The following is a 22,565-nucleotide window of genomic DNA, read 5'->3' as shown; positions in this document are numbered from 1 at the left end:
AACACGGGGATAGACGGATCGCCTGCAAAACAACTCTAATTGGCTCTACATAAGCTTAGTGGCGAACCGATGCCCATGCTGGCAGTCGAACCACCATCACTCCCCCACTCTTCCGACGATGAAGGACGACCATGTCGCTTTTAAAGTTTGCTTCCATGACTTGCATCGCCCTGACCCTGGGCGCTTGCCAAAGCGTGTTCCAGCCTGCGGTGCAAAAGCCGTTGGCGTTTGCCAATGACGCTTCCGAGCAAGTCAAGGCAGGCTGCACCGGCCAGGATTGCCCGCTGGTGAACATCGATACACTGCATTTTCCCGACGCCCCCAAGCTCGATGCGCTGATCGAAAATCGCCTGTTGCGAATGACCGTCAATTCGCCTGAGGACAAACTGGCGCCCTCGCTCAACGCCTATCGCGAACACTTCCTGCGTACGGCCGACAGCCGTAACAGCACTTATTTGCAGGCCAAGGTACGCGAGCAGCATGACGGTCTGGTGATTGTCGAGCTTTCCAGCTACCTGGATACCGGGGGCGCCCATGGCATGCCGGGCCGCGGCTTTATCAACTACTCGCGCTCACAGCAAAAGGACGTGACCCTGCAGGACATGCTGCTGCCGGGTCAGGAACAGGCTTTCTGGGGTGCAGCCAAAGTGGCTCACAACAACTGGCTGATCAGCAGCCATTACGGCAGCGACCCGGAGTTCGTGAAAAACTGGCCGTTCGAGAAAACTCCGCATGTAGCGCTGCTCAAAGACAACGTAGTGCTCAAGTACGACGTGTACAGCATTGCGCCGTATTCTGAGGGCCATGTTGAGTTGAAGATTCCGTACTCGCGTTTGAACGGGATCTTAAAGCCAGAGTGGTTTCCGGGTCGCGGGTAACGCCAACCGCCCCTGTGGCAGCGGGCTAGCTCGCGATGGGATCGATACGGTTTCACTGGAAAACCGCGTCGCCAGCATCGCGAGCTAGCCCGCTCCCACAGTGTGCTAGGCCGTTTTTGACCCGCGCCCCAACAGCCACTGCAACCCGCCGGCCAGCAACAACGCGGGCAATGTTGCGCCTACATCCGGCAGCACGTTCGCCAGCAGGTGATAAGTCAGCACCCCGCCCAGCCAGGCCAGCAGCGTCGGCCAGCGCCACAACTCAGGCGCAACCCGGGCACTGCGCTGGCGCAGGATAAAGTGATCCACCAGCACCACGCCGAACAATGGCGCGAACACCGAACCAATCAGCAACAGAAAGTTCTGGTACTGCGCCAGCGGCGCAAAGCAGGCGATCAAGGTGCAGACCACGCCGATGGCCAGGGCCAGATGTTCGACTTTCAAACGCAACAGAATCCCGCCTGACACCGCCGCCGAGTGAATATCGGCAAATGCGTTTTCCGACTCATCGAGCAAAATCAGCAGCAGCGGAATCCCCAGCCCGGCCCCTGCCAGCGCCAACAGCAGCGCATTCACTTCACCACTCGGGGCGAATGCCAGGGTGTAAGCCACGCCCAGGCTCATCAGCCAGAAGTTACCGATAAAGAAGCCCAAGGCCGTGCCGCCGAACACGTTTTGTGCACGCTTGCCGAAGCGTGAGTAATCCGCAATCAGCGGCAACCACGACAGCGGCATGGCAATGGCAATGTCAAAACCCACTGCGAACGGCAGCGAACCATCGCCTTTTTGCGCCCACAGCGCTGGCAGATCGGCTTTGGCAAACAGGTTCCAGGTCAGCCATAGACAGGCCGCCAGCAGTAACCAGATACCCCATTTGCGCAGAATCTTGCGCACAAAGGTCAATGGCCCGCTCACCGCAAGCAAGGTGGCCAAGGCGCCGAACAACAGCGTCAGCAACAGGGGGTTGCTCAACAGGCTGCCTTCGCCAAAAGCCCGGGCGCCAAGCAGGCTGGCTGCGTCGCGCATCACGATGATTTCAAACGAGCCCCAGCCGATCAGTTGCAGCACGTTGAGCATGGCCGGGAGCATGGCACCGCGGCTGCCCAGGCTGAGCTTGAGCGCAGCCATCGACGACAGGCCGGTATCGCTGCCAATCACACCGACCGAAGCCAATAGCGACACGCCTACCAGCGTGCCGAGAAAAATCGCCAGCAATGAACCCGACAGTCCCAGCCCCGGCGCAAGCAACGCGCCGGTCTGCAACACCATCAGGCCAATGCCGAGGGAGAACCACAGGGAGAACAAATCGCGACCGCCGAATGCACGCCGATCCAGAGGGACAGCAAGGTCGGGAGAGTAAGTACCGGGTGTGTTCAAGGAATGAATCCCACAAAGAGAAAACCGCCTAAAAAACCTGTGGGAGCGAGCTTGCTCGCGATGCAATCAACTCGGTGCAGCTGAATCACCGAGGTGCTGCAATCGCGAGCAAGCCCGCACCCACAAGGGGACTGCTTACATCACACTTTTTTGTACAGCTGACTGCCTTCCTGCTTGAAGCGCTCGGCCTGTTCGGCCAGGCCTTTGGCCACATCCACGTCGATGGCATCTATGCGCTGGTTGGCGGCGTAGATACGAACTTCCTGGGTGATTTTCATCGAGCAGAACTTCGGCCCGCACATGGAGCAGAAATGCGCGACCTTGGCCGAATCCTTGGGCAGCGTTTCGTCGTGATAGGAGCGCGCCGTGTCCGGATCCAGGCCCAGGTTGAACTGATCTTCCCAACGGAACTCAAAACGCGCCTTGCTCAGGGCGTTGTCGCGGATCTGAGCGCCTGGATGACCCTTGGCAAGGTCGGCAGCATGGGCCGCGATCTTGTAGGTGATGATCCCGGTCTTCACGTCATCCTTGTTCGGCAGGCCCAAGTGTTCCTTGGGCGTCACGTAGCAAAGCATGGCGCAACCGAACCAGCCGATCATCGCCGCACCAATGCCCGAGGTGATGTGGTCGTAACCCGGCGCAATGTCGGTGGTCAGCGGGCCGAGGGTGTAGAACGGCGCCTCGTCACAGCACTCCAGCTGCTTGTCCATGTTCTCCTTGATCAACTGCATCGGCACGTGGCCAGGGCCTTCGATCATGCACTGCACGTCGTGCTTCCAGGCGATCTTGGTCAGCTCGCCAAGGGTTTCCAGCTCGCCGAACTGCGCCGCGTCATTGGCGTCGGCAATCGATCCCGGACGCAAGCCATCGCCCAGCGAGAAGCTGACGTCGTAGGCTTTCATGATTTCGCAGATTTCGTCGAAGTGGGTGTAAAGGAAGTTTTCTTTGTGGTGCGCCAGGCACCACTTGGCCATGATCGAACCACCACGGGACACAATCCCGGTCACGCGCTTGGCGGTCAGCGGCACATAACGCAGCAGCACACCTGCGTGGATGGTGAAGTAGTCCACGCCCTGCTCGGCCTGCTCGATCAGGGTGTCGCGGAACAGCTCCCAGGTCAGGTCTTCGGCCACGCCGTTGACCTTTTCCAGCGCCTGGTAAATCGGCACCGTACCAATCGGCACCGGCGAGTTGCGGATGATCCACTCGCGGGTTTCGTGAATGTGCTTGCCGGTGGACAGGTCCATGACCGTGTCCGATCCCCAGCGAATGCCCCAGGTCAGCTTGGCCACTTCTTCTTCAATAGAAGAGCCCAGCGCACTGTTGCCGATATTGCCGTTGATCTTCACCAGGAAGTTGCGACCGATGATCATCGGTTCCAGCTCAACGTGGTTGATGTTGGCCGGGATGATGGCGCGGCCGCGGGCGATTTCATCACGCACGAATTCGGCGGTGATTTCTTTCGGGATGCTCGCGCCAAAGCTGTGGCCCGGATGCTGCTGGTCAAGCAAACCGGCGGCGCGGGCTTCCTGCAGCTTCATGTTTTCGCGGATGGCGACGTATTCCATCTCGGCGGTGATGATGCCCTGACGCGCATAGTGCATCTGGCTGACGTTGGCACCGGCCTTGGCCCGACGCGGGTTCTTCACGTGGGCGAAGCGCAGTTTGGTCAACTCTGCATCTTCAAGGCGCATCTGCCCAAAGTTGGAGCTCAGGCCCGGCAGGCGCTCGGTGTCGTCACGGTCGTCAATCCACGCCGAGCGCACATCGCCCAGACCTTTGCGCACATCAATTTGCACCGACGGGTCGGTATACGGGCCCGAAGTGTCGTAGATCAATACCGGGGCGTTCACTTCACCGCCAAAATCGGTAGGTGTGACATCCAGGCTGACTTCACGCATCGGCACCAGAATGTCCGGGCGCGAACCCTGTACGTAGACTTTTTGCGAGCGGGTAAACGGCTTGACCGACTGCTCATCGACCTTGGCCGAATCACTGAGATTGATCGCGTTTTTTGGTTTTGTACTCATCACGGCTCTCCAGACTGCATCCAGGCGGATTGTCGGAGGGAGAACCTGAAAAATGTACGGATGCACCCAAGGACTGGGTGCTGAGTGACGGCCTCGAATGATTGATCATTTTTTGACCAATCAATCCCGGACAGCACTCAAGAGGACTCGCCGGGAGACGAGAAATCTTGTTCCCTACGCAGGCGTTAACCTGATCAGGTTCAACGGGATCCGAAATTATTCGATCTCAGCCTCATAGCAAGGCACCCCGACAAGAACGGGCCCAGTCTAGAGAAGAGTGAGGCAGAACGCCAACCCCTCAATCAATGGCGTGATAAAAGGCGCAAGAACGGCATTGTTGCAAGGTGCCACCACTACTACACTCGCTACTTCTTGAAACCGCGAGTCGGACTCGGGCTTTCATTTTTCGCATTCTTGAACTAGGGATCGCTCATGCTGCGCAAACTATCACTGGCTATCGCCGTGTCTTGGGCGTCCAGCGCAATGGCGCTGGAAACCACCGCCCCATTGTCCAGCCAAAACGGCCTGGTCAGCGTTTACCACGAAGCGGTCGACAACAACGCCGACCTGGCGGCGGCCCGCGCCGGTTACGAGGCGCAAAAGGAAGTGGTGCCCCAGGCCCGTGCCGGCTTGCTGCCCAACCTGTCAGGGGGGGCCGAGTCGAGCAACGTGCGCACGGCCATCGACCAGCCATCGTTGACCACCACCCGCAGCGCGATGGTCTACCAGGCCACGCTGGCACAGCCGATTTTCCGGATTGACCGCTGGTTCCAGTTGAAAGCCGCCGAATCGATCAACGAACAGGCTGCACTGCAACTCTCGGCCACCGAGCAAAACCTGATTCTGCAAAGCGCCAATGCCTACTTCTCGGTACTGCGCGCCCAGGACACACTGGCGGCGACCAAGGCCGAAGAGGCCGCGTTCAAGCGCCAGCTGGACCAGTCCCGCGAGCGCTTTGACGTGGGTCTGTCGGACAAGACTGACGTGCTGCAATCCCAGGCCAGCTACGATACGGCGCGGGCCAACCGGATGCTGGCCCAGCGTCAGGTCGAAGACGCTTTTGAATCGCTGATCACCCTGACCAACCGCCAGTACAATGCGATTGAAGGCATGCGTCACACCTTGCCGATCCTGCCGCCGATGCCCAATGACGCCAAGTCATGGGTAGACACCGCCGCGCAGCAGAACCTCAACCTGCTGGCCAGCAATTACGCGGTAAACGCCGCCGAAGAAACCCTCAAGCAGCGCAAGGCTGGCCATGCGCCAACCCTCGATGCCGTGGCACAGTACAAAACCGGCGACAACGACGCTTTCGGTTTGAGCAACCCCAACGCCCTGAACCAGCGTTACGGCGGCGACGTGTCCCAGCGCAGCATCGGCGTGCAGTTGAATATCCCGATCTATAGCGGCGGGCTGACCAGCTCCCAGGTGCGCGAGTCGTACTCGCGCCTGGACCAGACCGAACAACAACGTGAAGCCTTGCGCCGTCAGGTGGTGGAAAACACCCGCAACCTGCACCGCGCGGTCAACACCGACGTTGAACAGGTGCAGGCACGCAAACAGTCGATCATCTCCAACCAGAGCGCACTGGAAGCCACGGAAATCGGCTACCAGGTGGGTACACGCAATATCGTCGACGTGCTCGACGCCCAGCGCCAGCTGTACAACTCGGTACGTGATTACAACAACAGTCGCTACGACTACATCCTCGACAACCTGCGCCTCAAGCAGGCTGCAGGAACGTTGAACCCGGGGGATCTGGAAGCGCTGTCACATTATTTGAAAGCCGACTACAACCCGGACAAGGACTTTCTGCCACCGGATCTGGCCAAGGCCGCCGAAGCCAATCTGCGCTCGCCGGGCAACTGACTTTCGCGCAATTTGATTGGCTGACATATCCAGCTAACACCGTTCCTTGAACGCTCCAGAAGTTAATACGGCATCGGTCGTATGACCTTCTGGAACGCAACACAGGAACGCTCATGCCTACAGTCCCCTCGCCCTCCCTCGCCCTGCCCGAAAATGCCGTACGGGCACAGTTCGCCAACCCGCCCCCACTCACAACGGTCGCCCGGCAAATGCTCGCAGCGGCCATTGCACAGCGCTATCCCTCACTGCGAATCAGCCTCGAACGCACCCGCCTGGCCGCGCCCAGGCCCGGTGGAGGCTGGTCGCTGGAGCCGTTCATGCCCCGGGTGCTGGATTACCTGGGTAGCGGTGTCACGCTGGATTTAAGCCCCGTCAACACACAACCCTACTACCTGACCGATAACGCCCCCGACTGGCTCAAGCCCGATGACGGTGAGTTGGATATGCAGGTTATCGAAAGCCTGGTCAAGGAACTCCCCTGGCGCCTGCCCGTCGGCCTGCAGAATGCACTGCACCAGTGGTGGACAAAAAAAACCGATACCGGCACCAGCCGCTGGCGGTGGCTCAGCGATGTGATGCGGGACACCCTGACGATTGGGGCAATTCGGCAAACCGGTCTGAACCCGGCCGCCCTTGCTGCCATCAACCAGGTCATCACCACGCCTGACCTCGAAGAGCGTATCCGCCTGTATGGCGAGAACGCTGTGCGCGCCTATTGGCTCGAAGCAACCCTGCTGAATCCTGAGGTGGTTTACTCCGGGCTCAATACAAGGATTGCTCTGGTCACCCGAAACCAGGTGCTGATGTGCAAAGCTGACGGCGACACCCTCACCTTTAAAAGCATGGACACACTGGGTCAGGCCTGGGCCAGGAAAATCATCAGTTCGTACACCGTAAAAGAAATTCGCATGAAGCAATTTGAGCTGGAGGGCAATTTTTTCGATGCCAGCGCCGCCGCCATTCTGAACCGGCAACTTGAACGCACAGCCACGCTAAAAGTGCCGTCCAGTCTCGGCTGGCAGGCACTGCAAAGGGTTTACAGGTCCATCACGGATACCTCGGCATACTTTGCCGACGCGCCCAAAGCCACCTTGCAGAGCCTTACAACGGTCAAAAACCACTTGCCCGAATGGCTGAATAACGCGTCAGCGGCCAGCATCGCACGCTACCGCCATTACAGCCTTGCCCTGTATGCCGCCAAACAAGCCAGCGAAGGCAAGACCTACCTGTATGGCATCAGCGACATCCACACCTATGCCGCCGACGCGTTGCACTGGCAAATGCGCGCCGACCAGCGACAATTCGAGCAAGATATCCCCATGCAAGAGCGCATGGATCAGTTTGCACCCAATGATATCGAGCTGACTTTTCTGTCCGCCACCGGCCTGCCCGGGACCATCGGCATCGTGGAGAGCACCACCATGAGCCTGACCGAGCTGTCCCTGAAAAATCTGATCGGTCGGCCCGAAGGTGCACTCAGCCTGCGCCATCGCCTGGGGGAGCCACTGCCAGGATGGTTGACGCCCGACTACATCACCCGACGCGGCGGGCTGATCGAAAAGGTCGATATCGGCAGGGTGTACCCCAAGTATCTTGAAAACGCACTGTTGAGCAACACACCCGACGCCCTGGTGCGCGAAAGGTTTTTCGCCACTCAAACCAGCGTGCAACTGCCGATGGAAGCGCTGGAACTGAGCCTGAAAAAACAAAATGGCCTGACCCCGCTGGGCGCCCGCCATGTGGCCGCAGTGGTACACACCTGCGCCGCTGAGCAACAGGTCGAAGGACTGGCAGTGGTCATTCGTCATTTGGCCCTGCTACGCCACCCCGAAGCCCTGCCCGACATTGTGGGCAACATGTTTATCATCGAGCCGGCCAACGTCGAGTATGGGCCACATGTGCTGTACCGGCCTTTTTACTCGCCATCACTGCTGGAGTTCAGCACCCGCGACGCACTGCTGGACGCCATTGTCGAGCCCTCGCCTCTGCAAACCAGCGTACTGACCTGGTTGAGTGACATTGCCCGTCCGATCTACGACAACGGCGGCTTCAAGGAGCCACATTACCTGCGCTTCGGTTTGGGCAGTGAGTTCGCTCCGATTGAACGGCCGGGTCCTGCCAGGCTGGCCACCAACGGCAGCGACGAGTTACTGCAATTTCTACAGAACGGCCAGTTGATGCAGTACCTCTTTGGCTGTAATGCCAGGGCGCTGGTGGAGCAGGCGAACACAGATTCGGTGTCCAATACGGAAAGCCGCTGGGGGGTGCTACTGGAAGGTGGCAGCCTGATTTTCAACAGCCTGTTGCTGCTGCCGGGCTTGCCACCCCCCATCATGCTGACCGGCGGTTTGCTGAGTGTCGCGAAACTGGCCAGCCAGGACATCCCCGCTCTTGCCAGCAGTGACGCCGCGACTCGCGAGCTGGCAGCCGCCGATGTATTGCTTAACCTGGGCATGTTGCTGTTCCACCAGTCCCAGACGGCTCTGCAGAAACTCACACCACTTCCAGAAGGGTTAATGAGCAAGGCCTTGCGAGCGCAGGCGCCGGCCCGTATCGCCGAAATCTGGCCGGAGCCGGAGCCGCCCAAAATTGTCACGGGCATCGTGGCCCTGCCCGGCGAGTTGCCTGGTGCCCGCAGCACCGAGCTGGACTTGGGCATCGCCAGCGCCAGCGATCGCCTGACTGCCAGCAGACGCGAGCTGTTGGCCAGTTTCAAGGTGGCGCGACCCGAAACTTTACCGCCTCCGATACCCGACGGCCTGTTCAAGGGGCTTTATTTAATTGATCAGAAGTGGCACGCCTTGCTCGGTGAAGGGCTGTACCCCGTGCACATCGACAGCGAAGATAATGTCGCCATCTCTTCAAGCACCGATATCAATCGCATTGGCCCGAACCTGAGAACGGATGGTAAAGGTAATTGGTTTGTAGACACCCGCCTGCGTTTACAGGCTGGGGGCCTCTCCAGACGCATAGCGTCCCTGCAAGCGCAAAAAGCCCGGCGTAAAAGTGAACTGCAAACACAGCTGACTGACTTTTACCCCCTTGAAGCTCCGCGGCAGAAGGCCGTTGATATCACCCACAGCGCCCTGAGAAGTGCAATGGCAGACCCACGCTTCACTGCCGAGCAGCTCGCCGCTTTACGCGAGAGGCTCAAAACCGCACTGCACGCGGAGTTGAGCGGTTACCAGGCATTGCTGGCCACTGCCGAGGAACGCAGCAAGCTTGATATCCCCTTTCACGAAACGATCGTGATTTCCATGCTGGAGAAGTCCTTCGACAACCGGATCATCTCCCTGGTTGTCTCGGCAAACGAACAAAGAGCCCTGATCAACAAGTGGCCGCAGTTCAATGCAGAGGACGCTGATATCGAGGCCGCGGTACAGGCAGACCCCCAGGGGTATGCACAGTCAAACCGCGAGCAGGTGGCAATCAACGAGATCACGATAGAACGTATCGAGCAAAGAGACGGCTATCTGGAGCAGTTGTACAACTTCGGCGAAGCGGGCATCGCTGCCGCTACCGAACTGGCCCGTTCAATACCTGCGGCTGGACATACCAGCCTGACCCTCAAGGGTTTTCAGCTCGACTGCCTGAAACAGGCCAGCTCCACCCCCTCCGCAAGCAGTCTCACAGAAGAAAGCCTTGATAGCGCCATTGACCCGCTCAATGAGCACACCCACACCCATAACCAGCTCAATACTCTGGAAATCGACGCTGACAAACGCCTGGAGGTACTGGACAGCCTCGCGGAGAACTACGGCCAGGCGCTGGATGCCCTGGAAGGCATTGGCTTGATGTATGCCGATGAACTGGATCCCGAGTACTTCAAAAAACTTCGTCTGTTGCTGACAGAGCTCTATCAGGATGTCACCCGCCAACTGGCGGCCGAGATCAAGCCGCCCCCGCAGCCCCCCGCACAAAGACCTGGAAAGCGCACACCACCTGCCGCTGGCAGTCGCTCCAAAAAAGTGATTCATGTCCGTGGCAAGGGCAAATTGATCGGCGAACTCCGGCCCGCAGACAACGAATGGCTGAGTGATGTCATTGAAATCCGCTCAGACTATGACGAGCAATTACTGTCGACTTATTTGCAGCACGAGGACGAATGGATCGAGATTAAAACCGTGCGTACTGAATCACCGCGCACACGGGCACTGAATATCATCAAGGGTGATGCGCGCAAACTTTACGCCTTGTCCGAGTGGCATCTGCACAAGGCCACAGTGCACAGCATGAGTACCCGCTACCCGCAGGAAGTCGAGGAAGAACTCATTCGCGAAGCCAATAAGCTCGACAAGCTGGCCACTGAACTGCACTTGGCCCTGCAGACCCAAGCCGAGGATTCAAGGTCCCAGGACGATCAGACCCTGATCGACAGCATGCGCAGTGCTGCCCAAAAAATGATCAGGGAAGGCAGGGAGATGCGCATCAAGTTGAGCTTCGAACTGCCGCCGACCCATGGCAACCTGCAGTACCTGATTGATGAGAAACAGGTCCAGATAGCGGGGCTAGGCAAGCGCATCCCGTTAACCGGTGAGCGGCAGGACTACATGCAGGAGTACGCCGTCAACGACCGCCAGGGCAGCCCGCTGTGGTATGCCCATTTTCACTATGACGAGGCCCATACCCCGAAAGCGAACTACACGGCCGCTCACTTGAAGACAAAAGAGCAGCGAAAATTCAGCTACATCGTCCAGCTGGACAAGGCTAAAACTGCCCCTGCCATCGTAAACGTGCATCGCGGCCAGATTGGTAAAGACCTGGCCGAACGCTGGTTTCTGCCACTGGCCGACTAGCGCGACATCAACCGTCCCAGGCCATCGAGCAACCGCTGCAAGGCGCCCTGATTGCGCTGCATGACTTTAAGGCCCGCCTGGCCCATGCGCCGGGCGTCTTGCGGCAACTCGAACAAGCGCTGTACCGCCAGCGCCAGCCCTTGGGCGTCGTCCACTTCTTCCAGTGCTCCGGCGTCGCGCAGCATCGCGCTGATTTCCAGAAAGTTGAACAGATGTGGCCCGCTCAACACCGGTTTGGCCAGCGCCGCCGGTTCCAGCAGGTTGTGCCCGCCATTGGGAACCAGACTGCCCCCCACAAAAGCGGTGTCTGCCAGCGCGTACAAAAACAGCAATTCACCCATGGTATCACCCAGCATGACCTGGGTACTTGCGGTGACCGGCTCGCCACTGGAACGGCGCACCGTGGCAAACCCTTCGCGCTGGCACAGCTCGAATACCTGATTGAAGCGCTCCGGGTGCCGAGGCACCAGCATCAGCAACGCATTGGGGTAATGGCCAAGCAATTGCCGATGGGCCGCGAGCACAATCTCGTCCTCCCCCTCGTGGGTGCTGGCTGCAATCCATACCGGGCGAGCCAGAGCCTGCCACTGCTCACGCAGCTCCCGGGCATCGACCAGCAGCTGGGGGTCGATGGTCAGGTCAAACTTGATCGAGCCGGTGACCTCAACGCACTCAGGTCGTGCACCCAATTGACGAAAGCGCTCGGCTTCGGTTTCGGTCTGCACGGCAATCAGGCTCATTTCTTCCAACATGGGCCGGGTCAGGCGGGCGAAGCGGCCATAGCCCTTGGCCGAGCGTGCCGACAAGCGGGCATTGGCGAGCGCCACCGGTATGCCGCGCTTGGCACACTGATGGATATGATTGGGCCACAACTCGGTTTCCATGATGACCGCGAGTTTGGGTTGCACGCGATTCAAAAAGCGCGCGGCCGCCCACGGCAAGTCGTAAGGCAGGTAGCAATGCTGAATACGCGGCTCATTCGCGAACAGCGCCTGGATCCGCTCGGACCCGGTGGGTGTCATACACGTCACTGTGATTGGCAGCTGTGGGTAACGTTTTAGCAGCTCACGAATCATCGGCGCGGCAGCGATGCTCTCGCCCACCGAGACCGCATGCACCCAGATCCCCCCCGGCTGCAGGGTCGGCAGATTCAAGGCGAAACGCTCACCAATACGCCGGGCATAAGCGGGCGCCTTGCGCGCCCGCAGCCACAATCGAATCGCCACCAGTGGCAGCCCCAGATGAAACAGCAAGGTGTAGAGAGTTCTATTCATGGGTGCGGAGTTTACTTGAAAAAGTATTCACGATGATGGCACCGAATACTCCCTACCCTGTCGCAACCAGAACGCACTACACACTTTCACAACTACTAGAATGCCTTGCTGCTAAATTGCCCCGCTCCACACTCAGGACTCCACCATGAACGCCTACTATTACCTGGCCATTGCCATTTGCGCCGAAGTCATCGCCACCGTCTCCATGAAAGCGATCAAGGGTTTCAGTACACCGCTGCCGCTGATCCTGGTGATTGCCGGTTACGCCACGGCATTCTGGATGCTGACCCTGGTGGTGCGCACCATTCCCGTGGGCGTGGCTTACGCGGTGTGGGCGGGTATGGGCATTGTGATGGTGAGTGTCGCAGCGCTGTTTATCTACGGGCAAAAACTCGACATCCCGGCCATGCTCGGCATGGGCCTGATTGTGCTGGGGGTGGTGGTGATTCAACTGTTCTCGAAAACAGCGGGGCATTGAATCCAGCAACGAAAACACCACACCTCGTTCCTTCGGCAGCTGCTACGCAGGTTTACAGGCTCAGGCCAGGTTGTGGATCAGGCTGTATACTTGCGGTCTTTGTCTTTAAACGCCGAGGTCGCCCATGCCATCTGTTATTTCCACCGACGTGCTGATTGTCGGCGCTGGGGTTGCCGGCCTTTGGCTCAATGCCCGCCTGCGTCGCCAGGGCTTCTCCACGATTGTGGTCGAGCGTGAAAGCCTGGGGGGCGGGCAGAGTGTGAAATCTCAAGGCATCATTCATGGCGGCGCCAAATATGCGCTGCACGGTGCCCTGACCGGGGCGTCCGAAGCCATCGCCGATATGCCGCGCCGCTGGCGCGAAGCCCTTGCCGGCGACGGCGAACTCGACCTGAGTGGTGTGCGCCTTCTTTCCGAAGCCCATTACCTGTGGTCGCCGGGCACCCTCGCGGGCAACCTCACCAGCTTTTTTGCCAGCAAGGCCGTGCGTGGCCGGGTCGATCAGGTCAAGGGCGACCAGTTGCCCCCGGCCCTGCAAGATCCACGTTTCAAAGGCAAGGTGTATCGCCTGGCGGAGCTGGTAGTCGACGTCCCGAGCCTGATCGAGCGTCTGGCGGAGTTGGCGGGGGATGGCCTGCTGGCCGGGCAGGTGATTGAGCCGCTGTTTGACAACGACGAACTGATTGGCCTGCGGGTCGACGGTCTCGAGATTCACGCCCAGCGTATTGTGTTCAGTGCAGGTGGCGGCAATGCCGAGCTGCTGGCCAGTGTCGGCATCAGCGTTCCGGCCCAACAACTGCGCCCGCTGCATATGGTGCTGGTCAAGGGGCCCAGCCTCAAGCCGCTGTACGCCCACTGCCTGGGCGGTGGGCCCAAGCCACGCATTACGGTAACCACTCACCCCGCGGCCAATGGCGAGTGGGTGTGGTATCTGGGCGGTGATATCGCCGAAGCCGATGGCGTGGCTCGCGAACCTGCCGAGCAAATCGCCGTGGCGAAAAAAGAGCTGGGCAACCTGCTGCCCTGGGTTGACCTGAGCCAGGCGCAGTGGGCCACGTTGCGGGTCAACCGTGCCGAGCCTGCGCAGTCGGGGCTGGTACGCCCGGACAACGCTTTTCTCTCGGACCAGGGCCGTCTGCTGGTCGGCTGGCCGACCAAGCTGGCACTGGCACCGGACTTCTCTGACCGGGTGCTGCAAGCGCTGGAGCACGACGGAATCAAACCGGGCAATGCACCGTCCCTCCCTCCGCTGCCACGTCCACCCCTGGGAAAAACCGCGTGGGAGCAACTGTTGCCATGAGCCAGCCAACCCTGCACGACTTCCATCGCCCGCTGGGCAGTACCGGCCTGCTGGTTTCGCCACTGGGGCTGGGCACCGTCAAGCTGGGTCGCGACCAGGGGGTCAAGTACCCCAGCGGCTTCAAGATTCCGGATGATAACGAAGCGCAGATGCTGCTCAAGCTCAGCCGCGATCTGGGCATCAACCTGATCGACACCGCCCCCGCCTATGGCCGCAGTGAAGAACGCCTTGGCCCGCTATTGCGTGGTCAGCGCCAGGACTGGGTGATCGTCAGCAAGGTCGGCGAAGAGTTTGTCGACGGCCAGTCGAGTCATGATTTCAGCGCCGCACATACCCGGCGCTCGGTGGAACGCAGCCTGCAACGTCTTGAAACGGACTTTATCGATCTGGTGCTGGTGCACTCTGACGGCAATGACCTTGCGGTTCTCAATGAGTGCGAGGTCTACGAGACCCTGGCCGAACTCAAACGCGAGGGCAAGATTCGCGGTTTCGGCTTGTCGGGCAAAACCGTTGAAGGAGGGCTCAAGGCCTTGGAAACCGGTGATTGCGCGATGGTCACCTACAACCTCAATGAACAGGCCGAGCGGCCGGTGATCGATTACGCCGCGGCCCACGGCAAGGCCATTCTGGTTAAAAAGGCGCTGGCCAGCGGGCATGTGTGCTTGAGCCCTGGGGTCGATCCGGTGCGCGCCAGCTTCGAACTGGTGTTTGGCCATCACGGGGTTGCCAGTGCTATTGTCGGCACCATCAATCCGCTGCACTTGGCCCATAACGTGGCGACCGTTGCGCAGGTTCTGCGTAAAACCTGAAGCCGCCGACGCGGCCGACCCCGACGCAAGGAGGAGCCGACATGCCGCGCATGCTGATCCGCAAGAACCCCAGCGACTTCAAAACCCTGCCGTTATTTGTCGAAGCCACGCCAGAGGGCTTGAGCTATCAAAGCATCGGCATGCCGTTGAACTTCGCGCAGACCCTGCTAAAGCGCCGCCCGGTCAAGGTTGCCGATAATGAGCGTTTTTCGCTGGAGCTGGCCAACCTTGGCGTATCCGTGCGACTGACCATGAGTTGGCAAGGTCGCGACTACTGGGTGCTGGTACGTCAGCGTCGTCAGGATCGGGGCGATGTGGTGCTCAAGCTGATCTCTGGTTACGTGCCAGCCCACGAGGTCAGCCTGCCCCTGCACACAGCCATCCAGGAGATTGCCGAAGAGTGCCTGCTGGAAACCCCCGAAGGCTGGCTGAGCGGGCGGTTCAATGAAACATGGCTGCCTGCGCCCTACGCCGCCGCGCTGCATTACCGCGAGGCCATGCCCTTTCGCCTGACCCCCCTGTCCGGTGCGACACGGCCTGTAAGCTGTGGCAGCCAGCCCTTGCTGGAGCGGCCACGGACCTACGTGCACTTGCCGACAGCATCGCTGCAACTGATTTACGACCTGCGTCTGGAAGTGCCCAAAGAGGCCAAGTCCCTGAGCCTTTTCCATGTCGAAGAGCGGCTTGAAGGGGATCAACTGGTAGCGCGGCTGGACCGCAAGCGCCCGGATCTGTACCTGATCCCGCTCACGGAAGGCCGGCCCTGCGCCGAGTTATACACCCTGAGCAAAGACCGTCTGCAACCTGCCAGTACCCGTGGCGTGCGGCTGGCCGAGAGCTTTGCACCGCAGGACGGCTGGGTGGTCCATGACGAGCGGATTCGCTGGAAGGATTGGGTTCGGCAACAGGGTTTAACCCCGCCCAAACCCGAGTCACGGCTCAAGCGCCTGACCGGCAAGGCGCGGCAGATATTCAGGAAGGTGGTGAAAAAGTCTTAGATACAAATGTGGGAGCGGGCTTGCTCGCGATTCAGACAACTCGGTTTTTCAGTTAGACCAAGTCGACCCGATCGCGAGCAAGCCCGCTCCCACAGGGGGTGTGCGGTCGATCACTGACCGCGAATTTTCTCGACAATAGCTGTGGTCGAGCTGTTTTCAACCAGCCCCAACACTTTAACCGTACCGCCATAGGCGGCCACGATATCGGCGCCAACCACCTGATCGATGCCGTAATCACCGCCTTTGACCAGCACGTCAGGCTTGACCTGAGCCAGCAGATTTTCCGGCGTGGCTTCAGGAAAGCTGATCACCCAGTCCACGGCGCCCAGACCGGCCAGTACAGCCATGCGACGGTCCACACTGTTGATCGGGCGACCCGGGCCTTTGAGGCGGCTCACCGATGCATCATCGTTGACTGCAACGATCAAACGATCGCCCTGGGCCCGCGCTTGCTCCAGATAGGTCACATGCCCGGCATGCAAAATATCGAAACAACCATTGGTGAAGACGATTTTTTCGTTGTGCGCCCGCGCATCTTCGATGGCCAGCAACAGCTGATCAAGGCTCAGCACACCACGCTCCGACCCTTCTGAGCGCTGGATCGCCCGGCGCAGCTCCGGCGCGCTGATGGCTGCCGTACCCAGTTTGCCGACCACAATACCCGCCGCCAGATTGGCCAGGGCCACGGCGTGGGGCAGTTCCTCACCGGCAGCAATGGCTGCGGCCAGGGTTGAGATGACGGTATCGCCAGCCCCTGTTACGTCAAACACTTCTCGGGCACGGGCCGGCAGGTGCATGGCGGCAAAGCCCGGACGCAACAGGGTCATGCCATGTTCGCCACGGGTCACCAGCAAGGCACCCAGGTCCAGATCTGCCATCAGCTTGGCGCCCTTGGCCACCAGGTCGGCCTCGTCGGTGCAACCACCGACGATGGTTTCAAACTCACTGAGATTTGGCGTAATCAGGCTGGCGCCACGGTAGATCGAGAAATCCTTGCCCTTGGGATCGGCCAGCACCGGAATGCCCCTGGCACGTGCGGCCTGGATCAGCACCTGATGGTTTTTCAGGGCACCCTTGCCGTAGTCGGACAGCACCAGCACCTTGATGCCTTCAAGCAGGTTTTCAACTTCAGCACCCAACGCCAGGGCGTCGGTGGCAAACGGTTCTTCGAAATCGATACGCAGCAATTGCTGGTGACGGCTCATGACCCGCAGCTTGACGATGGTCGGCTGGTGCGCAATACGCTGGAACAGTGCTCGAACACCCGCGCCCTTGAGCCGGTTGGCCAGGCTGTCGGCGGCTTCGTCGTCGCCGGTCACCCCCACCAGCGAGGCAGGCGCGCCCAGTGCAGCGATGTTGAGCGCAACGTTGGCAGCGCCGCCCGGGCGGTCTTCGATTTGCTCGACCTTGACCACCGGCACCGGCGCCTCAGGGGAAATCCGTGAGGTCCCGCCATGCCAATAACGGTCGAGCATGACATCGCCTACCACCAAGACAGGGGCTTGATCGAATCGCGGCATGGACAACTTCATGGACAACCCACATACAAAATGAACAGGGGCGCGATATTAACACAGGGTGAACGCAGGTCAGTTCACGGTATTAATCGCAGCGAATGAGAATCAGACATGAGCTACAAGACTCAAGATGAAGATTCCCCGTGGAGGCAGGCCTGCCTCCACAGGTATCAGTATAGGCCTCAGGCGATATCGCCGGAGACCTCAGGCGCATCAAGCCCCATCGAGTGCAAGCGTGCGTAGTAACCGTTTTGCGCCATCAGCTCGGCATGGGTACCGCGCTCGACAATCTGGCCCTGATCCATCACCAGAATCAGATCGGCTTTCTCGATGGTGGTCAGCCGGTGAGCGATCACCAGCGTGGTGCGACCTTTCATGACGTGGTCGAGTGCCGCCTGGATATGGCGCTCGGACTCGGTATCCAGCGCCGAGGTGGCCTCATCCAGGATCAGCAGCGGTGCGTTTTTGAGTAACGCCCGGGCAATTGCCAGACGCTGACGCTGACCGCCGGAAAGCAGCACGCCGTTCTCACCGACCTGGGTGTCCAGGCCTTGTGGCAATTGCTCGATAAAGTCCATCGCGTAAGCATCACGCGCGGCTTTTTCGATGTCGGCACGCGGGGCACCCGCCAGGTCACCGTAGGCAATATTGTTGGCCACGGTATCGCTGAACAGGGTCACATGCTGGGTTACCTGGGCAATATGACGGCGCAGGTTGAGCAGACGGTAATCTTCGATTTCAACGCCATCGAGCAGAATTTCGCCCGCTGTGTGGTGATAGAAACGCGGGATCAGGTTCGCCAATGTCGACTTGCCACTGCCGGAACGCCCCACCAATGCCACCATTTGCCCCGGTTCGGCCGAAAAGCTCACGTCCCTGAGCACCTGACGGTCGGTGTCCGGGTAGGTGAAGCTCAGATTGCGCACTTCCAGACGGCCAGTGACGTGGTCGCGCTCAACAGTGCCGGTATCGACCTCCGGTTTCTCATCCAGCTGTTCAAAGATGCTTTCGGCACCCGCTACACCCTTCTGGATCGTCGAGCTGACTTCAGACAGCTGACGAATCGGCTTGGGTAACAGGCCGGCCAGGGTAATGTAGGCGATCATGTCGCCAGGCGACGAGTCACCACGAAGGTAAAGCACCAGGAACATCAGGATGCCCATAGCTACATAGATGACCAGTTGCAGCATCGGGGTATAGATAGCCCCGGTGCGGGTCATGCGCAGTTGCTTGTCGGTGTTGCTCTGGCTCGCCTGCAGGAAGCGCTTGCGCTCATACGCCTCACCGCCAAAGCTGCGCACAACGCGGTAGCCCTGGATGGTTTCCGAGGCAACGTGGGTTACGTCACCCATCGCCACCTGAATCTTCTTGCTTTGCTTGCGGAATTTTTTGCTGGCTGTGCTCACCATGACCGCAATCAGTGGCAAGATCGCGACCATAACCAGCGTCAGGCGCCAGTTCATCCACAGCAACGAGCCAAACAGGAACACGACTGTCATGCCTTCACGGATCACCACCTTGATCGCATCGGTGGCAGCACCGGTGACCATGGTCACGTTGAAGGTAATACGGGAGATCAGATGGCCCGAGTTGTGCTTGTCGAAATAGCGGTTGGGCAAGACCAGCAGGTTGTTGAACAGCTGAACCCGCAAGTCGTGTACCAGGCCCAGGGAGACCTTGGCCAGGAAGTAGTTGCCCAGGAAGGATCCCAGGCCCTGCCATGCGGCGATCAACACAATCAGGATCGGCACGACCTGCAACAGGCGCAGATCACGCAAATAGGGAACGGAAGGAAACAGCACTGCGTCCGGATTGGACAGGCCATCGACGAAATACTTGAGGATGTAACCAAGCATTGGCTGGGTCGAAGCGAAAATAAGAAACCCGACGATACTCAGCAGGAACAGGCCGACATAAGGCCGGACATAGCTGAGCAGGCGCAGATATATCTTCAAGCTCGATTCGCTTGTGCTGGGGCTGGATTCGGTCATATCACGCGGCGGTTAGTAAAAAAGGAAGCTGACTTTATCACAGCTTCTCTGGTGTACTGACTGCCGCTTGTAGCCCGGCCTCGTGGGGCAGTAAAAACGACACTACAGGGCCAGTGCGCTAGTATGGCCGTCCAAAATCTGGAACGAACCTTTCAGCATGCAATTGAGCTACTTAAATTATTCAAAACAACGGGTGTTTGATTTCATTTGCCTATGGCTGCTGCCTGTCGGCCTTTTATTACTTTTATCCGACCTTTATTTTCTGCCTGGACGAAGCCTGCATCACAAACTGTATTACGGGCTGTTCAGCATTCCGACCCTGATTGCCCTTGTCTTGCGGCCCAAAGAACTCCGGGACATCTTGCGTGAACCGTTGATCGCAGGCTTCCTGCTGTTTGCTGCCTGGGCCATGGTCAGCCTGATCTGGAGCAACACCGAGGAGAGCATTCTCGGCCTGTTCAAACCCCCGCTGCACCTGTTCATGCTGTTCGCGGGCGGTACATTGCTGGTCAAATACCGCAGTGACAGCCTGCAGCCGGTCATTTTTGGTGCCGCAGTCATTGCCCTGGTCGCGACCCTGTACAACCTGTACATGTTCTACCCCAACCATGATCCGCAACTGCGGATGATCGGAGCCGGTGCGTTCGACAATCCGCTGCTCAGCTCCCACGCATTCGGGTTCTTTTGCATCTACTGGCTAACCCTGGGCATGACCTGCAAGCGCCCGCCAGCCCTGTTTGTGGCCATTCCCGCCTTTGTCATCATGTTCGTCGCGCTGATCGCCACCGGTTCCAGAACTCCACTGGTGGCCATCGTGATGGCTATGGTCTGGCTCAGCTTCATCTGCTGGAACCGGCGCTCGCTGGCCCTAATAAGTATGCTGGCCATCGGCAGCGTGGTGGTGGCGGCACTGTTCTGGGACATGCTCGTCGGCCGTGGCAGCTCGTTCCGCTTTGAACTGTGGCAAATGGCGCTGGACTTGATCGCGCAAAACCCGTGGATCGGCCATGGCTATGACGCGCACTTGTCCCTGACGCTGTCCGAGCACCCCGAGTACCCCCTGAGCGAGCCCCATAATTTTTTCCTGGGGGTACTTTTCTACGTCGGTTTGCTCGGCCTGCTGCCCTGGTTGTTCATGCAGGCCTGGGGCCTGTACAGCAGCTGGCGTCACCGCGTGCAGCCGTTGTTCATCCTGGCCTCCGCCTGGCTGGTATACGGTATCGGTGCCGGCCTGACCGAGGGTGGAGGGATCATCTCGCGCCCCAAGGAACACTGGTATCTGCTGTGGATCCCGCTGGCCCTGATCGCCGCACTGAATATCGGCCTGCGCCTCAAGACCCTGCGCGACAGGCCGGTTCACCGCCTGTCCGATGCCGCCTTCAATACCCTTGCCAGCCATGCCCAGGTGATTGAAGAAGATGGCTTGGGGCCCAAGGTGCTGCGCCTGCAAAACGGCAACTTCCTCAAGTTGTTCCGCGCACGCCGCTGCTATACCTCGGGCAGCTTCAACCCTTATTCGGAACGTTTTGCCGTCAACAGTGAGCGCTTGCAGGCGATGGGCATTCCCGCGCCGAAAATCCTCGACCTGTTTCAGTTGCGCAATGGCAGCACTGCCGTGCTGTACCAACCACTGCCCGGCCAGACCCTGCGCCAGGTCATGCAGTCGATGGGCTCGCCGGCCATGCGCCAGGCCCTGGTCGAGCGCTTCGGCAAGTTTCTGGCGATCCTGCATGACAAGGGCGTTTACTTCCGCTCACTGCACTTGGGCAATGTGTTGTTGATGGACGATGGCGAGTTCGCCCTGATCGATATCGCCGACATGCATCTTTATCCTTCGGCACTGCGCATAGCCCTGCGCCAGCGCAACTTGCGGCATATGCAACGCTACCCCGAAGACCGTCGCTGGCTGTTCGAAGAGCAACTGCCCGAGCTGCTGCAAGGTTATGCCACCCTGGCTCCCGCCCCTGCCGTTACAAGCCTGCGCAACCAGGTTATGGCACTTGCTCAAACCAACGCGCCTTGAGCCTGGACAGCAGTAACCCCTTGTGGGCGGTGCTGGCCTATGGCCTGGCGATCATGACGTCAGCATTGCTGCTGCGGTGGTCGCCGACCATCCAGCGCAATCTGGAGCACTCAGCTCAAGGCCGCTATAGCAGTGTTGATGGCTTGCGCGGCTATTTGGCCTTTGGTGTGTTCATTCACCACACCGCCATTACCTGGGTGTTCCTGCATACCGGGGCATTTGAAATGCCCTCGACCCGGTTCTACGCCCAGATCGGCCTGGCCAGCGTGGCCTTGTTTTTCATGATCACGGCCTTTCTGTTCTGGGGGCGTTTGCTCGAGAAAGGCCGTGAATACGACTGGCTGGCCTTCGCCGTGTCCCGGGTTTTCCGCCTGTACCCGCTATATTTGCCGCTGATGCTGCTGGTGATTGTCAGCGTGTTCTACATCCAGGACTGGACACTCAAGGACACCCCGCTGGAGATTGCCGGCCAGATACTGGCCTGGCTGTTTTTTGATCGCCCGGACATCAATCAATTCCCGCAAACCGGCGGGCTGATTGCCAACGTCACCTGGACCCTGAGCTACGAAGTGTTCTTCTATATGGCGTTGCCGCTGTTCGGGATGGTGTTTCTGTACCGCAGCGACTGGCGACAGACTGCACTGTGCCTGATCGCCATCTATGCGCTGTATCAGGTGGTAGGTTGGGAGCACTCGCTGAAAAAGCACATTCTGATGAGCTTTCTCGGTGGCGTGGCCGCGGCGTACTGGGTACGCACGCCCAGGCTGCTGGCCTGGAGCCGGACGCCCGTTGCAGGGGTCATTGCATTGGTTGTGCTGATGGCCGTGCTGACCCTGTTCCGCAAGAGCTTTGCGTTCTTCCCGCTGCTGTTGCTTACCCTGGCGTTCTCGATCATCGCCTCCGGGCATACGCTGTTTGGCGCATTGGCCAAGCGCAGCATTCGCTGGATGGGTGAAATCAGCTACAGCACCTACCTGTTACACGGCTTCCTGATCTGGCTGATGTTGCAACGCCTGCCACTGGGGCTGCCACTGGATACCAGAGAGCCGCTGGTGTTCCTGCTGCTGGCGGCCCTGAGCAGCTGCCTGTTGATTGTGCTCAGCAGCCTGAGCTTCCTCTACATCGAGAAGCCGGGCATGGCCGCAGGCAAAAGGGTTGTGCGCCGACTGCGCCGGCGTACCCGGACAACCTCACAGGTCGAGCCGGAATAACCCCTCGCACGCCG

14 protein-coding genes and 1 riboswitch are annotated in these 22,565 nt (G+C 59.5%); of the genes, 9 read left to right on the top strand and 5 right to left on the bottom strand.

Translation table 11 applies throughout. From position 1 onward, the window contains the following. The first annotated feature begins 131 nt into the window (after positions 1-131). Positions 132-878 (top strand): RsiV family protein, encoded by a 747-nt coding sequence (locus FHL07_RS14710; protein WP_095000934.1) that lies wholly within the window; start codon positions 132-134, stop codon positions 876-878. Between the two features lie 105 nt (positions 879-983). On the opposite strand, the gene cytX is transcribed toward FHL07_RS14710, so the two are convergent. Next, positions 984-2,255 carry a putative hydroxymethylpyrimidine transporter CytX gene (gene cytX / locus FHL07_RS14705; protein WP_169916129.1) on the bottom strand — a complete coding sequence of 424 codons (1,272 nt, stop codon included), beginning with the start codon at positions 2,253-2,255 and terminating at the stop codon, positions 984-986. A gap of 140 nt (positions 2,256-2,395) precedes the next feature. Next, a complete protein-coding gene (gene thiC, locus FHL07_RS14700) occupies positions 2,396-4,285 on the bottom strand; it encodes a phosphomethylpyrimidine synthase ThiC (RefSeq protein WP_095000933.1) in 1,890 nt (629 codons plus the stop codon). 154 nt (positions 4,286-4,439) lie between these two features. Then, positions 4,440-4,545, bottom strand: a riboswitch (TPP riboswitch). Between the two features lie 172 nt (positions 4,546-4,717). Between thiC and FHL07_RS14695 the strand changes: the two genes are divergently transcribed. Then, entirely contained in the window at positions 4,718-6,154 is a 1,437-nt protein-coding gene (locus FHL07_RS14695) for a TolC family outer membrane protein (RefSeq protein WP_095000932.1), read from the top strand. Between the two features lie 113 nt (positions 6,155-6,267). Beyond that, entirely contained in the window at positions 6,268-10,950 is a 4,683-nt protein-coding gene (locus tag FHL07_RS14690) for a dermonecrotic toxin domain-containing protein (protein ID WP_138738629.1), read from the top strand. On the opposite strand, the gene waaA is transcribed toward FHL07_RS14690, so the two are convergent. Beyond that, positions 10,947-12,224, bottom strand: a complete 1,278-nt coding sequence (gene waaA / locus FHL07_RS14685; protein ID WP_095017690.1) for a lipid IV(A) 3-deoxy-D-manno-octulosonic acid transferase — start codon at positions 12,222-12,224, stop codon at positions 10,947-10,949. The two genes, FHL07_RS14690 and waaA, sit on opposite strands and share 4 nt — an antisense overlap. 145 nt (positions 12,225-12,369) lie before the next feature. Here waaA and FHL07_RS14680 point away from each other — a divergent pair, with 145 nt between their 5' ends. From FHL07_RS14680 to FHL07_RS14665, 4 genes are all read left to right on the top strand, one after another. Next, positions 12,370-12,702, top strand: a complete 333-nt coding sequence (locus FHL07_RS14680) for a DMT family transporter (RefSeq protein WP_095000929.1) — start codon at positions 12,370-12,372, stop codon at positions 12,700-12,702. Between the two features lie 124 nt (positions 12,703-12,826). Beyond that, positions 12,827-14,002, top strand: a complete 1,176-nt coding sequence (locus tag FHL07_RS14675; RefSeq protein ID WP_138738628.1) for an NAD(P)/FAD-dependent oxidoreductase — start codon at positions 12,827-12,829, stop codon at positions 14,000-14,002. After that, complete coding sequence (locus FHL07_RS14670; protein ID WP_095017692.1) at positions 13,999-14,811, top strand: aldo/keto reductase; 813 nt, start codon at positions 13,999-14,001, stop codon at positions 14,809-14,811. The genes FHL07_RS14675 and FHL07_RS14670 overlap by 4 nt, the downstream gene beginning before the upstream one ends. A 41-nt stretch (positions 14,812-14,852) precedes the next feature. Continuing rightward, positions 14,853-15,809, top strand: coding sequence for a metal ABC transporter ATPase (locus FHL07_RS14665; protein ID WP_095000926.1), 957 nt, complete (start codon positions 14,853-14,855; stop codon positions 15,807-15,809). A 110-nt stretch (positions 15,810-15,919) separates the two neighbouring features. Here the strand turns inward: FHL07_RS14665 and hldE are convergent, their stop codons facing one another. Together hldE and msbA are read right to left on the bottom strand one after the other, a co-directional pair. After that, positions 15,920-17,341: a bifunctional D-glycero-beta-D-manno-heptose-7-phosphate kinase/D-glycero-beta-D-manno-heptose 1-phosphate adenylyltransferase HldE gene (gene hldE, locus FHL07_RS14660; protein WP_095000925.1), complete on the bottom strand. Its 1,422-nt coding sequence runs from the start codon at positions 17,339-17,341 to the stop codon at positions 15,920-15,922. A gap of 167 nt (positions 17,342-17,508) precedes the next feature. Continuing rightward, on the bottom strand, positions 17,509-19,317 hold the full coding sequence (gene msbA / locus FHL07_RS14655) for a lipid A export permease/ATP-binding protein MsbA (RefSeq protein ID WP_095000924.1): 1,809 nt from the start codon (positions 19,315-19,317) through the stop codon (positions 17,509-17,511). A gap of 157 nt (positions 19,318-19,474) precedes the next feature. Between msbA and FHL07_RS14650 the strand changes: the two genes are divergently transcribed. Together FHL07_RS14650 and FHL07_RS14645 are read left to right on the top strand one after the other, a co-directional pair. After that, positions 19,475-21,340, top strand: a complete 1,866-nt coding sequence (locus tag FHL07_RS14650; RefSeq protein ID WP_138738627.1) for a bifunctional O-antigen ligase/aminoglycoside phosphotransferase family protein — start codon at positions 19,475-19,477, stop codon at positions 21,338-21,340. Positions 21,341-21,342: 2 nt separating this feature from the next. After that, complete coding sequence (locus tag FHL07_RS14645; RefSeq protein WP_232527670.1) at positions 21,343-22,551, top strand: acyltransferase family protein; 1,209 nt, start codon at positions 21,343-21,345, stop codon at positions 22,549-22,551. Positions 22,552-22,565: the final 14 nt, after the last annotated feature.

The organism is Pseudomonas sp. FSL W7-0098 (assembly GCF_005930585.1).
Taxonomy (GTDB): domain Bacteria; phylum Pseudomonadota; class Gammaproteobacteria; order Pseudomonadales; family Pseudomonadaceae; genus Aquipseudomonas; species Aquipseudomonas bubulae.
Note: the sequence above shows the minus strand (reverse complement) of the source record. Positions and strands in the feature narration are given on the sequence as shown.

What these genes read in the sequence shown, in the direction of transcription:
- FHL07_RS14710 (WP_095000934.1), top strand. Translation starts at nt 132, where the DNA reads ATGTCGCTTTTAAAGTTTGCTTCCATGACTTGCATCGCCCTGACCCTG.
- thiC (WP_095000933.1), bottom strand. Translation starts at nt 4,285, where the DNA reads ATGAGTACAAAACCAAAAAACGCGATCAATCTCAGTGATTCGGCCAAG.
- FHL07_RS14695 (WP_095000932.1), top strand. Translation starts at nt 4,718, where the DNA reads ATGCTGCGCAAACTATCACTGGCTATCGCCGTGTCTTGGGCGTCCAGC.
- FHL07_RS14690 (WP_138738629.1), top strand. Translation starts at nt 6,268, where the DNA reads ATGCCTACAGTCCCCTCGCCCTCCCTCGCCCTGCCCGAAAATGCCGTA.
- waaA (WP_095017690.1), bottom strand. Translation starts at nt 12,224, where the DNA reads ATGAATAGAACTCTCTACACCTTGCTGTTTCATCTGGGGCTGCCACTG.
- FHL07_RS14680 (WP_095000929.1), top strand. Translation starts at nt 12,370, where the DNA reads ATGAACGCCTACTATTACCTGGCCATTGCCATTTGCGCCGAAGTCATC.
- FHL07_RS14675 (WP_138738628.1), top strand. Translation starts at nt 12,827, where the DNA reads ATGCCATCTGTTATTTCCACCGACGTGCTGATTGTCGGCGCTGGGGTT.
- FHL07_RS14670 (WP_095017692.1), top strand. Translation starts at nt 13,999, where the DNA reads ATGAGCCAGCCAACCCTGCACGACTTCCATCGCCCGCTGGGCAGTACC.
- FHL07_RS14665 (WP_095000926.1), top strand. Translation starts at nt 14,853, where the DNA reads ATGCCGCGCATGCTGATCCGCAAGAACCCCAGCGACTTCAAAACCCTG.
- hldE (WP_095000925.1), bottom strand. Translation starts at nt 17,341, where the DNA reads ATGAAGTTGTCCATGCCGCGATTCGATCAAGCCCCTGTCTTGGTGGTA.
- msbA (WP_095000924.1), bottom strand. Translation starts at nt 19,317, where the DNA reads ATGACCGAATCCAGCCCCAGCACAAGCGAATCGAGCTTGAAGATATAT.
- FHL07_RS14650 (WP_138738627.1), top strand. Translation starts at nt 19,475, where the DNA reads ATGCAATTGAGCTACTTAAATTATTCAAAACAACGGGTGTTTGATTTC.